General features: G+C 57.3%; 9 protein-coding genes and 1 tRNA gene. 7 read left to right on the top strand and 3 right to left on the bottom strand.

The window, feature by feature from the left end; all coding sequences use genetic code 11:
• The first annotated feature begins 72 nt into the window (after window positions 1-72).
• The 3 genes from NKI96_RS09295 (at window position 73) to NKI96_RS09285 (ending at window position 2,564) form a co-directional block, all read left to right on the top strand.
• Window positions 73-148 (top strand) — tRNA-Ile (locus NKI96_RS09295).
• A 162-nt stretch (window positions 149-310) separates the two neighbouring features.
• Entirely contained in the window at window positions 311-1,504 is a 1,194-nt protein-coding gene (locus NKI96_RS09290; RefSeq protein ID WP_023744359.1) for a tyrosine-type recombinase/integrase, read from the top strand.
• A 58-nt stretch (window positions 1,505-1,562) separates the two neighbouring features.
• Window positions 1,563-2,564 (top strand): hypothetical protein, encoded by a 1,002-nt coding sequence (locus tag NKI96_RS09285; protein WP_023744360.1) that lies wholly within the window; start codon window positions 1,563-1,565, stop codon window positions 2,562-2,564.
• A 262-nt stretch (window positions 2,565-2,826) separates the two neighbouring features.
• Here NKI96_RS09285 and NKI96_RS09280 read toward each other — a convergent pair whose 3' ends face one another.
• On the bottom strand, window positions 2,827-3,327 hold the full coding sequence (locus tag NKI96_RS09280) for a hypothetical protein (RefSeq protein WP_023744361.1): 501 nt from the start codon (window positions 3,325-3,327) through the stop codon (window positions 2,827-2,829).
• A 397-nt stretch (window positions 3,328-3,724) separates the two neighbouring features.
• Between NKI96_RS09280 and NKI96_RS09275 the strand changes: the two genes are divergently transcribed.
• The 4 genes from NKI96_RS09275 to NKI96_RS09260 all read left to right on the top strand — a co-directional run bounded on the left by NKI96_RS09275 (window position 3,725) and on the right by NKI96_RS09260 (window position 8,291).
• Window positions 3,725-4,936 (top strand): nucleotidyltransferase domain-containing protein, encoded by a 1,212-nt coding sequence (locus NKI96_RS09275; protein ID WP_023744362.1) that lies wholly within the window; start codon window positions 3,725-3,727, stop codon window positions 4,934-4,936.
• Window positions 4,937-5,055: 119 nt separating this feature from the next.
• Window positions 5,056-6,651, top strand: a complete 1,596-nt coding sequence (locus NKI96_RS09270) for a ThiF family adenylyltransferase (protein ID WP_198022432.1) — start codon at window positions 5,056-5,058, stop codon at window positions 6,649-6,651.
• Window positions 6,632-7,123, top strand: a complete 492-nt coding sequence (locus NKI96_RS09265; protein ID WP_023744364.1) for a M67 family metallopeptidase — start codon at window positions 6,632-6,634, stop codon at window positions 7,121-7,123. Before NKI96_RS09270 ends, NKI96_RS09265 begins: the two co-directional genes overlap by 20 nt.
• 37 nt (window positions 7,124-7,160) lie before the next feature.
• Complete coding sequence (locus NKI96_RS09260) at window positions 7,161-8,291, top strand: SAVED domain-containing protein (RefSeq protein WP_023744365.1); 1,131 nt, start codon at window positions 7,161-7,163, stop codon at window positions 8,289-8,291.
• 387 nt (window positions 8,292-8,678) lie between these two features.
• On the opposite strand, the gene NKI96_RS09255 is transcribed toward NKI96_RS09260, so the two are convergent.
• A complete protein-coding gene (locus tag NKI96_RS09255) occupies window positions 8,679-9,683 on the bottom strand; it encodes an ABC transporter substrate-binding protein (RefSeq protein ID WP_084013687.1) in 1,005 nt (334 codons plus the stop codon).
• Window positions 9,680-12,451 carry an MFS transporter gene (locus tag NKI96_RS09250; RefSeq protein ID WP_352803852.1) on the bottom strand — a complete coding sequence of 924 codons (2,772 nt, stop codon included), beginning with the start codon at window positions 12,449-12,451 and terminating at the stop codon, window positions 9,680-9,682. Before NKI96_RS09250 ends, NKI96_RS09255 begins: the two co-directional genes overlap by 4 nt.
• Between the last annotated feature and the right edge of the window lie 552 nt (window positions 12,452-13,003).

Raw genomic sequence — 13,003 nt, 5'->3', positions numbered from 1 at the left:
TTGGGCGATCTCGGCCAGCCCGTCCGGAAAGCCTTGTGCCGCGCAAGGAAAAACACTAATCCAGCGCGCGTGGGGCCTGTAGCTCAATGGTTAGAGCCGGCGGCTCATAACCGCTTGGTTGGGGGTTCGAGTCCCTCCGGGCCCACCATTCTTCATCCGACATGATGCGGCTAAGTGTGATACGCCGGTACAATCCTAAGCAATTGCTCAATTCCTCGGCCAGTAGCGTCTTGCTCAGTGCGAGGACATCTCGCTAGATTGTTGGTACATTTTTTGGTATGCCAACAGCGACTAACGGAAATGCCAACATATGCCTCTCTCTGATGCTTCTTGCCGAAACGCCAAGGCCGGAGATAAGCCGCGTAAGTTAAGCGACGGCGGCGGGCTGTTTCTGCTTGTACAGCCAACTGGAGGAAAACTTTGGCGGCTCGCCTATCGCTTCCAGCTGAAACAAAAAACGCTAGCTTTTGGAGCCTTCCCTGCGGTTGGATTGAAGGATGCGCGCCGCCTGCGCCAAGATGCAAAAGAACTCATGGCCAAAGGCTTGGATCCTGCTGAGCAAAAGAAGATCGCAAAGCGTGAAGCGAAACTTAAGGCTTCAAATACGCTCGAAAAGGTGGCTGAGGAGTGGTTTGGTGCGCGAAAACACGCTTGGACGCCAGGATACTCAGATCGAATATGGCGCCGCCTTCAGTCTGATGTTCTCGACGTCATGGGGCATCGGCCCATCAACGCGATTGAGCCACCTGAACTACTGCAAGTTATCCGCGCGATCGAAAAACGTGGTGCCATCGTACTGGCCAAACGTATACTGCAAATCGCCGGTCAGGTGTTTCGATTTGCGATCGCGAGTGGAAGAGCATCGAGAGATCCGTCTCAAGATTTGAGAGGTGCGTTGAGGAGTGCTGGAGCGCCAAAACATCGCGCCGCCCTTAAAGCAGGCGAGTTGCCGGCATTCCTTCGAAGCCTAGAACAATATCAAGGCGAGCGAGCGACGGCACTGGCTTTGAAGCTGATCGTGCACACGTTCCTGAGGACGGCAGAGCTGAGGTTTGGCCAGTGGCAGGAACTTGAGAGTCTTGATGGGAGTTCACCGGTGTGGCGCATTCCGGCGCATCGAATGAAAACACGAAATGAGCATCTGGTTCCGCTTACGCCGCAGGTGACGGCCATACTGAGCGAGTTAAAGCATCTTGCAGGGACAAGCCGGCACATTCTGCCGGCGCCGACCAAAGACGGTGTGATTTCTCAGAACACATTGATCTACGCTCTTTATAGAATGGGCTACCATTCTCGAGCGACTGTTCACGGTTTTCGCGGGACAGCTAGCACCATTCTGAATGAGCATGGGTTCAATCGAGATTGGATTGAGCGCCAACTTGCCCATAGCGAGCGAAGCGATGTTCGGGCAGCATATAACACGGCGGAATGGCTTGTGGACCGCCGTAAAATGTTAGGTTGGTGGTCTGAATATCTGGACAATGCACGGGGCTATCAGGCCTAAATTGTTTTCCATCAATTACTTTCCAATCTAGGAAATATAATTAAATTCTGAGGTGTCCATGAAAGTGACAAAAAAAAGAATTAGCGGGAAGGATGACCTTATCACCGATATTGTTGAACGAAGGTATCCCGAATTCATCGAATTGTGTGAGGGAATTCTGGACGAGTTTCAAGATATAGATGAAGATAACCCTCGAAAATTGCGTCTTGCAGTTCGTGACGCGATTCTTTCACCTTCAGGCACTGCTGTTGAGTTATCTGCTGACCAGCGAACGATCCTTATGGAGGCTGTTGATCTACAGGAAAAGCTTTACAAAAAACGAGAGTATGAACTAAAATTTATGAAAAATGAAGATTATTTTGCGAAGTCTTCACTAGAAGATGCGGAAAAAGACCGCTTTCAATTCTTCAATGAAGATCGAGCTATTGCGGATTTTCCGTATTGGAGCAAGATGCCGACTTGGTCTGTCGCAGAGACGGTATCATTATGTTTGGGGAAAGCGCCGGAGATTGTAAATGCTTCCAGTTTATCGAAATTGGACAAACAGTCGCCGTTTGTCTATAAATACCATCAGTTGTGCACGATAGTGCAGCGGGCGGTTGACGCAGGCCTGCTCGGAGATAGGCCTGTTAATGAGAACCCTATTGAGCCTCAGTTGTTTGTCGAGTGGGCAAAAACAGCGGAAATTGAAGTGGCATCAGAGCTGGAATCTGAGCTTAGAGCGAGGCGCAAAGTGACCCAAGGGCACGAAAATCGCCTGACTCAGTTGATGAATGAAAAAGAGGATCTCGCTCGCGCAGTTGAACATCTAAAAGGCCAGCTTGCTGAAAAGGTATTAAGTCAAACTGAACGAAAGACCTTTCTCGCGATAATAAAAGTAATGTCGGAGAGCTATAGATATAACCCTGCGACGGCGAAAAGTGATGTTACCGCGAGGATAAAGAGTGAAATGGATCTAAAGAGGCTACCAGGTTCGGATAATACCACCATCCTAAATAAGTTGCGGGAAGCCCACGACTTTGTGCCAAAAGAAAAGTCCAAGCGGTCATCCGATAACTAAGCGCATATCTTATTAAAACCGAGGAAACCGCTTCCAAAAATATACTATTTCGGCTTAACGCAATGAGGGCGCTTAGCGGACATGGGGCTGACCATGACTCAACGACGTCTTTGCGCCTCATCTCGGTTACTACACTAGCGGCGGTCGGAGCCCAGAAACGGACATGGGCGAGCCAGGGCACATTGGCACCTTTGCCCCCAGAGGTGGGATGGACTTCTGAGGACGGGGGCGCGGACTTTCGAATGGCTAGGGTGTCAAGACGCTATCGAAAGCGCTCGGCGGGGATGTGATGCGCTGGGTGAAACCAGTACTCGATCTCAGGCAGTTGCCCTGCGTCCCCGATCGCTGCCTCAAGCACATCTGGAATGCCGCCGTAGAATAGAAGGATCGCTCGCTCGTAGCCCGCACGATCCCGGAACTGCGATAGGGTCAGAAGGTCTTTTTCGATGCCCCCGCGGCGCGCGTTACCTGGCTTGATCTCAATGACGCAATGGTTGCCATCCATGTGGCCCGGCGTGTGCACCAGCATATCGGGAGCGGCGATGCGGGCCTGAATGCGCCCCCACTGAGGATGCGCTCGCTTATCGACTTCGCCGTTAAGGGAAAACCGAGAGTCTTGTGGCCAGAGCGATCTCATCTGATGATATAGTTCGTAGCAGTAGACGCGCTCGCGGTAGACAGGGTCGCCCCCATCCACAGGCAACTGGAAATAGACATCAATAGCTGCGGTGGCTTCCCGAATGATGCGGTCTAGTTGCTCCATTTTTCTCCCGTCAGTGTGATCCCTATTCGTCTTTCTTTCTAAATGACGCCAGCAGCTCCGTGACCCCTAACTTTGGCGGATTTGCTTTATCGAGCGGGACGACCGGAGGGGTATCTCGGTCGAGCTCAGATGCATAATATCTACCGGCCCGATAGCCCAAGCTTCGGGTGTTGTTACTGCCAAGTCGTCGAACAAGGCCACCTTGATCGGCTTTCGACGCCAACATAGATATAGTAAGCGGGAATCGCCGCGGGGCACTATCCATTCAGGTTCGTCCGTCGTGACGCACTTGGTCAGGTCTTGGGACATGGCCTATCCAAGTTGTCGGACGACATGCGCCTTCCGGCGCAAGCGCCGGTGGTCGTGCTCATCACTGGGTCAGCAGGATGAGGGCGCGATGGTTACGATTACAAAGGAAGCCGAGGGCTTCCTCGAAGCACTAGCAGACGAGCTCACGATCTCGCCCACCAGACATGAGCAGGCGGTCGCCCGATACGAGTCGCTGGGCAAGTGGCTGCATCGCGACGCTTCGAAGGTGAAACAATACGACCCGCAAGTCTACTCCCAGGGTTCGTTCCGACTGGGTACGGTAGTCAAACCCGAGGACGAAAGCGGGCACTACGACATCGACTCGGTTTGCGAGTTGACCGCCCTGACGAAGGGACAGTTGACCCAGTACACACTCAAGGAACTGCTTCGGGTCGAGATCGAGGCGTATCGCACGGCACAGGCAATGGTGAAGCCGCTCGGCGAAGGCCGTCGTTGCTGGACGCTAGAATATGCCGATGGCGCCCAGTTCCACATGGATATCGTGCCGGCGCTCCCAAATGGCGCGGCCACGCGGTTGTTGCTGGAGTCTCGCGGCCTAGACGCGCAGTGGGCCGGCACCGCGATCGCCATCACGGACAACAAGCACCCCCTGTTCTATCAGCCCACCACCGACTGGCCCCGTTCCAACCCAAAGGGCTATGCCAACTGGTTCCGTTCGCGGATGGCCGTGGCTTTCTCGCGCAAGCGCCGCAAGCTTGCCGAAGCGGCCCAAGCCAGCGTTGAGAGCATTCCCGAATACCGGGTTGTCACCCCACTGCAACAGGCGATCATGATCTTGAAACGGCATCGCGATCAGATGTTCGCGGAACGCAAGGATGTCAAACCGATCTCGGTGATCCTCACGACCCTGTCCGCCCACGCATACGAAGGCGAGGAAACAATCGGCCAGGCTCTCGTTTCGATCCTGACCAACATGCACAGCTTCATAGGCTTCGATGGCGTCCGGTCCTACATACCAAACCCGTCTGACCCCTTGGAGAACTTCGCCGACAAGTGGGCCGAACATCCGGAACGCCGGGCGGCGTTCTTCGAATGGCTGGAAGCAGCCAAGCGAGACTTCTTCTACGCAGCGCAGGTGACCAGTCGTCAGGTGATCACCGACTCCGTGGCCCCTCGCATCGGTCGTAGACTTGCGGAGCGAGCCAGGGATCGTGCGACGCCAAAGCCCGCTCCGACCCTCCTGCGCCCCGCCACTGCAGCGTCCGCAGCGGCTGCTGTACCAACCTTCCCCGCGGAGGCGCGTGTTCCGGGCAAACCGGCAGGGTTCGGCGGCGGATGATTTGGTGGGTTTCGGATCCGGGCCGGGGCCTGTCGGAGCGACTTGCGATCGCTCGGCTGGAGCAGTCCACCGGCTGGCTGCAGAACTTACGGTGGCGCCTTGACGGCCTGAAGTTGCTCTTGGATTTCGAGATTGTCGAAGCCGACTCCAGGTGGCGTCTCGTGATGCACTACCCGGACTTCTTCCCCTCCATCCCCCCGTTGATGTTCAACGCGGACGGCGAACCTCTATCCGGACATCAATATGGTCTGTCAGGCGAACTTTGCCTGGAGTTTCGGCCCGACAACTGGGAGCTCGGTTGGACGGGCGCGATGATGATCGAAAGCGCCCATCGACTCCTCGTCGGAGAGAGCCCGGAGTTGGTGGGTCACGGGGTTCCGTCTGCTCATGCGGTATCTGAAGGCCAGCGTCTTCGTGGGACCTATCTCAGGCTGGTCATACCCGAGGAACCATTGCGCCTGATCCAGGCGATGGCTGATGGCCACGTAGAGCCGATCGAGGTCGACGAACACTATTATGGCGAAGCCGCCGTGGCCCATCTGACTGCCCTGGGTCCGGACAGTGCTCGGATTTGGCATCGGAACAAGCCGGTCTCGACTGCATCCAACTACAAGGGTACCGCAATCCGTGTTCCACGGGGGCTGAAATTTCCAGGACCGGTCACCGAAAAGACCCTCGAGGTTGCTCTCCTGTCTGCGGGCATCACGACTGAATATCCGGCGTGGCCGCCTGCCACCTATCTGCTTGTAGACGACACGACCGCGTGGTTGGCGATGGTGAACCGCACGGCGGACGGTGGCGTTCAGGCTTACGGCTACGCCACGTTTGTTATCGACGCCGACCAACAGCGACTGCCCACTACGAACGCGGCGCTGGCCGAGAAGCGGATCGCGCTGATCGGCTGTGGGTCACTCGGATCGAGAACAGCGGCAATGCTTGTGCGATCGGGTGCCCGGAAGCTCGAACTGTTCGACGACGACATTCTCTCTCCCGGCAACCTGGTGAGGAACGAGCTGGATTGGCGCGGTGTCGGGGCCCACAAGGTCAAGGCACTGCGGGCGCGGCTGCTCGAAATTGCCCCAGAGGCGAAGGTCACGGTGCAGATCGTGAACCTGGGCGGCCAGGAAAGTTCCGAGTGGACCGTCACCGCGCTGGAGACGCTAGCCAACTGTGACCTGATCATCGACGCTACGGCGGACGCGACCGTTTTCGGCCTCGCTGCGGCGGCCGCGAGATTCAAGGTTCGACCCATGGTATGGGGCGAGGTCTTCGGCGGTGGAATCGGCGGAATAGTTGCACGATCCCGACCCGGCCACGATCCGTCTCCCGACATTGCGCGCCGCCAAATCTTGGCGTGGTGCGACGATAAGGGCGTCGAGTGGGAGATGCCCTCTCGACAGGTGGAGTACGGCGTCCTTCGGGCGGATCAGCCACCGTTGATCGCTGACGATGCAGACGTTTCCGTGATTGCCGGTCACCTAGCGCGTCTGGCGATCGACACGCTTCGCGGCGGTGGGAGCCAGTTCCCCGCTCCGGCGTATGCAGTCGGCCTCGGTGAAGGCTGGATATTCACTGCCCCGTTCGATACCCACCCCATTGTTTATAGCGGCACCGAAGGCTGGGACGCGGGATCGTCTCGCGATGAGGTGAAGCTGAAAGAGCTTGTGACCCTTCTCTTCCCCAAACAGGCCCAAGATGCAGATCGCCCTGCCTAGTTCTGTCCGCAAGAAAATTTGCAGGGAGCTGTCCCTATCAGGACGCCGGGAAACTGGGGGCCTGCTGCTCGCGGAGCAATTGGACGGCGAAGGGCGATTTCGGATAGTGGACGTCACTGTGGACCCGAGGGGCGGCGAGAGCGCGTACTTCGAGCGCCGCCCGGAACTGCACACCCAGGCACTGGAAGCCTTCTTCGAGAAGAATGGCAACGACTTCAGTCGTTTCAACTACTTGGGGGAATGGCATTCCCATCCAAGCTTTCCGGTAAGCCCGAGCACGACCGACATCAGGACCATGCAGGCAATGGTCGAGGACGTGGGCAACATCGACTTCTCGGTCTTGATGATCTTTCGGCTGAGGATGTTCGTGATGTTGCAGGTGGGAACATACCTGTTCATGCGCGGCCAGCACCCTCAACGCGTCGAGATGATCGACGACCCGGTGCCACGATCGAAGAGAAGATTCATTTGAAAGGCGTCGCCTTCGGTGCGGCAATTGAAAGGTCGACATGTCCAAGACTTCTATTCCACCAAAAGTTGCAAACGCGCTTTGGGCAAAGGCTGCGGGACGGTGCCAATTCCGTGGATGCAACAAGCTGCTGATCGGTGATCTGATCGCTGGTAAGCGCACGGGCAAGTTCGGTTATATCGCCCACATCGTCGCTGACGAGGCAGACGGGCCCAGGGGTGATGCAGTCAGATCGCCCCTGCTTGCCCAGGACATCGACAACCTGATGCTGATGTGCCCCGTCCACCATAAGGCGATCGATGTGGATTACCTGGCTGACTATCCCGAGGACGTCCTCCTGGCCATGAAAGCGGGACATGAAGACCGGATCGAGATCGTTACTGACATGGATGTCGACCGCGTCTCCCATGTCGTTAGGTTCGCGGCAACTATCGGCCAGCGCGACTCCTTGGTGACAACCCGTTCGATTTTCAGCGCTATGCCCCCGGATCACCATCCCGCGGAGGGTCGGACAATCGACATCGAGTTGATCGGGTCGGAGCGCCAGGATCATGAAGAGGCCTACTGGACCCAGCAGAACGAGAATCTGGAGCGCCTTTTTGCGCGCAAGATCAAGGAACGGATCGAGCAGCGGGAAATCCGCCAACTCAGCGTCTTCGCCTTGGCGCCTCAGCCCCTGCTCATCCGTCTCGGGACCCTTCTAGGCGACATAGTGCCGGTCGCCGTGCATCAGAAGCACCGCGAACCAGACACCTGGAAATGGTTGCCTGACCAGCCGCGCATCACCTACAACGTTAACGAGTATAGCGGCAGGAAAGACGTGCCGGTGGCGTTGAAGCTGGCCCTGAGCGCCACGGTGAATGACGACCGCATTACCTCGGTCTTGGGCGAAGATGCTGCCATCTGGTCAATCACCTGCGACCACCCCGGCAATGACATCATGCGGCGGAAGGACGACCTTGGAGCCTACAAGCATTTGCTGCGCGACCTATTCAACCGGATTAAGGCATATCATGGGGAAGGCGTGCTGCTGCATGTCTTCCCGGTAGTGCCGGCGTCCGTAGCGGTGGAAACGGGCCGAGTCTGGATGCCTAAAGCGGACCTCGCGATGAAGCTCTACGACCAGAACCGAACTGCACAGGCCTTCGTCCCGACGATCACAATCGGCTAGTACATAGCTGCAAGGTGAGCTGGCAACCTCTGATAATCCACATCCGGAGGGCTGGAGCGGAACATTTGCCACTCGATATCAAAAGGATCGCAATCAAAGAGCGCCTCAAAAGTACCGAATTTTTTCCAGGGTTTGTGCGGTAGTAGCCGAAGACGGCGTTGTTCTCTCTACAGGCTCCCGCCGCGAGGCTGGCAGGGCACACGCGGAAACTAGCGTCTACTTTTCATAGTTGATGGCCACATAGCGGACATTCCCCTATCGGCTCCAAAGCTGCCTGCCCGAAAAGCGCCTCACCTCGGTCATTAAAGTTAACTGTGTCACTGCCTTTAAGCGGACATTGCCGGCGACCACGCTGGGCGTCGCGGGTGCGGCGATAGTCGCTTCGCGTCACTCCACCTTCTCAACGAATTGCAGGAACTCGACAGGTGGAAACAAGTTGAGTTTCTTAGCGACCTTCATGTTAACCACATAGGCGAACTTCTCCATGGCGACGACAGGCATGTCGCCAGGCTTGGCACCCTCCGCCAGGATCTTGGCCACCTGCTCGCCGGCCAGCTTGCCGACGTCGTAGTCGCGGGCGGCCACCGACATCAGCGCCCGGGATTCGCTGACCAGATGCTCATAGGGGCTGAGCACCGGTAGACCATTTGCCACGGCAGCATCGGTGAAGACGTCCGCATTCTTTTCAAGGAAGGTGCTCGAGCCCAAGTAGACGAATTGCACGCCGGCCGCCTTCAGCTGAGCGACAGCCTGGGGGAGCTTGGCTGGATCCGGAGTTCCATCGGCAAGCGCCGGCAGTGGCAATGCGTCGAATTTGAACTTCATCTTTTCCGACAAAGCTGTCAGTTCCTCCGTCTTTTTCACCGAGTTGGGCTCACTACGGTCGAACAGGAGGCCGAGATGATCGAAGCTCGGCAGGTAGCGCTTGATGCTCTTAATGTTGACGCTTTCGGGAACTCGGTTTCGGGTACCGGTCACATTGGCGCGGCCAGTCTTTTCGTAGCTTTCGATGATACCCGCACCGATCGGATCGGCTACCACGGTGAACACCACGGGGATGTCATTGAGAAGATCGCTGTTCTGCTGGTCTTTCAACGTGCCGACCATGCCTAGAGTAGTCTTGGTGCCCCAGGTGACCACCACGTCAGCCTTGCGGTCGCGTGCATCCTTGACAAAGTCGGGCAGCTTGCTCTTGTCCTGTGCCGCATCGTCGACGACGAAGCTGACATCAATTTTCTTTTCTTCAAGCGAGTCCTTGAGGCCCTTGCAGACATCCTCGCAGCCCAGCCACGTTATCATCACAACGGTCTTCTCCGCCGCCTCGACCCGAGGCGGAAGAACGAGGCAAGAAGCTAGCGCGGCCCCGGCCAACATAGGGTATGTCAATTTCATGCTTTCCTCCCTGCGATGATCGGCAAGCTGTGGCTTGCCACGTGGTAGATGAGATACGAGCCAACCCCGGCCAGCACCAAGATGGCGATGAAGCCCATTGCGGCGGAATAGCCAAAACTGCCAGCGACGCCGGCGATCGCGACAAGGCCCACAACGCTGCCAATTCGGTCCATGACCCTGACAGCGCCAAGGACCCTTTCCGAACCGATATGGGCCAGCCTTCCTTCCGCAAGTTCCATCACCGTGGCCGTCTGCGGCCCGCTCACCAGGCCGTAGCCAAGGCCGGTGCCGATTGCGGCAACGACCATTGTCCAGCCGTTGGTAACTGCCGCTGCTGCGAGCAGCGTCACTCCGCCAAGCAATGCTCCGGCGACAGTGATGCCCACTGCCGAGATCCTGCCGGCAGGCAGTCGCCCATACAGTGACCCTGACAGGATCACCATCAGAAAGTAGATCATCATCAGGCGTCCGGTATCGGCCGTGGAGGCGCCCAACGCGTTCATCTGCAGCGACAGGAGATAGGAGATGAAGACCTGATCGAGGATCGTTTGGGGCAAGATAATGCCAAACAGCAGGGTCGCGAACTGGCCATCAGCAATTGTTCCAAGCAACTGCCGCAGCTTAGAGCGGCCGCCCTGCTCGGTGAGCGCCGAAACGTGGGTGGGGCCAGGGAGCATGCGCAAGATCATCGCTGCGGAGATAACGATCAAGACGGCACAAACCAGAAATACGCTGCGCTCGCCCAGACGGTCGGCAACCACGCCCCCCAGTGCCGTTCCAGCATAGAAGCCGCCAAACATCGCTACGTGGAACAGCCCTAGCGCTTGGGCCCGCTGTTCCTTTGGGGCAGCGTCGATCACGTAGTCCTGGCAAGAGAGTGAAGCAAAAGCATAGCCAATGCCGCTGAACACACAGAAAAAGATAATTTCGAGCACATTGGTGGAAATGAAGAACCCAAAATTCGAGAGGGCCGCTGGGATGGAAGCAAACACGAACAGGTTGCGGTGCCCGAAGCGTTTCGCGAGCGGACGCGCATAGGGCGAACCGAAGACAATGGCTGTGAGATAGGCGGCGAGCGGCAAACTGATAACGATGCCTGGGTTGAGCCAAGTCAGCGGATTGTCGGCATCCCGGACATAAAGCGAAAAGAACGACAGTGGAAATGAGTCAGCCGCGGCGATGAGGAAAAGCGGAAGTCGCACATCGCCTAGACTGCAAAATCTCATGATGAGCGGCCGGCCAGCCGGTATAATGAAGTCCGGTTCCAGTTGCACGGCACGGGTGCCCTTGGGTAGCTCCTGGGCGGCTGCCATCATTGCCGCAAGCCGCTCAGCACGCAAGGAAAGGGCTTGGCCCAGCCTATCGACGGCGCTAATCCCGCTCACCAGGATGCGGTGGGAGAAATCGCCGGCCGCCTGAAGCTTCAGGATGTAGTCGAGGCGGGTCAACGGTCCGGTTAGCGAGTGATTGGTCATCAAGGAGACCAGTTCAACCGCCAACAGGATTGTCACCAGCGTCACCACCAGGAGGTCGAGAATGAGATCGCGGAATTCACGCGAAAGGTATCCCGCGTTCTTGATTACGACGACATTGGCCACCAGCTTGTTGTCGACGACGATCGGCACGACGGTCCCTGCCTGTAGCATCACCGACGTCGTGGTGGGCGGGCGGGTGCCCATCTCCAAAATGGGTCGGTTGGTGACCAGCGCGAAGTAGGAAATTTCTGGAAAGTCACGAAGCAGGGACGAGAAGAATTCGCGTCCACCGACCATCATATCGAGTGGCACACCCGCCTTAAGCGTGCGGGCAATAGCATCATTGGCAATGCTGCCAATAAGCCTCGTGCGCTTGTCGAGTTCGGGAGCAAAGGACTCATCGATGCTGCGGTAGGCGACAGTGCCGAGCGATACGGTGATCCCCAGCACCAGGACGGCTATGAGCGCCGTAAGCCGTCGCGACACCGTTACAGCCATGGGGCTATCGGGAACCGAGATGACGTCGGCACCCTGTGGCCCCGCAGGTGGAGCTTCCGCGCGCTCTGCCCCAATAAGCGCAGCAAGTTTTGTAGTTGCCAAACGGTATTTTGCGGTGCCCGCGGCGAGCGTCGCTCGAAAATCGGCAAAGTCGCCGGCAGTCAAAGTGCTGTCGTCTTCGGCATGGCTGGCGATGTCGTCGAGGGTGTGGATGGCCGGACGCAGACGATAGCGCAATGCGGCGTAAGCTAGGGTCGAGAATCCGGTCAGAAGCGCCAGCGCCGACAGCCAAATTTGCGAACTGATAAGGCGATTGTGGGTCCGCAATTCGTTCATCGGGTAGATAACTGCCAATGCAGCGGCCCGCTCGTCGTTCTCGTCCTTTATGGTGGCACCGCTGATCAGCGCGGTCGCAGTCTCAAGACCCCACTGGCTGTTGGAGCCCTCTTCCATCGCGCGACCCATTTGGCGCGCGCTAAATGGAACAGCAGCATCCGGAACAGAAAGGATAACTCCGCCGGCTGCATCAAGCAGAACAATGTTGGAAATCGTGGGATCGGTCTGCCAAGCCCGGTTCAGCAGCTCTTGGGCATTGCGCACCGTCGCCACCGTGAGACCAAGTTCCGAGACTGACCGGAAGGGGGCGGCGGTTGCCGCTGCAATGACCGAAAGTCGTTGCCGCACAAGCTGCGAATACACCGCCTCGTTTTGTAGCTTAACCAGCACCGCTAAGGTAGTAACCACAATTGCCAGAACAACCGTCAACGCTAGCCATACGCGCACCAGAAATGTCATTTGTGCCCCTGCCGTTATCGCGGCCCTATGGCTGTTAACTATCCCTCGATTACTTCGTCGTGATGTCGTCTTGCTCGCTTTCGAGGCGGCGGGGATCGCCTCCAGGATTACTACTAGATGTTTGCCAGCTCGGCGCCCACGCGCCAGCGATCAAATTTGAAATCGGCCTGATCCCCAAGCTAGTTAACCATTAGCACGCCCTCCATTAGGAAGACAGCGGAGGGCTGGTTGCAAACCAGGGACCTCGGCCCCCGTTCCGGAAGCAAACGTCCGCATTGGTTCGATACTGTTGAAAAAGTCCGCGTCGCGGCTACCTACGGCATTTGCGTACCGTGGCGTTCCGAAAAGACCCCACAAGTGAATCCTGATTCCATGCAAGGCGTCAGGGTGGAACGGGATTCTATTATCGGTGGTGACTTCGCGGTGCGTCGGACTCTTCAACACAATCGGTCAGTTCACGTCGATGCATGGGGAGCGCCTGAACGTCCGCTTCTCACATTCCAGGCCTCGAAGCCGCAAGTCCGCAGTCGGCCCCGCAACAGTCTAGCGGCG

The organism is Mesorhizobium sp. M0292 (genome assembly GCF_040321695.1).
Taxonomy (GTDB): domain Bacteria; phylum Pseudomonadota; class Alphaproteobacteria; order Rhizobiales; family Rhizobiaceae; genus Mesorhizobium.
The sequence above is the reverse complement of the archived record's forward strand: the minus strand, read 5'-3'. Positions and strand labels throughout refer to the sequence as shown.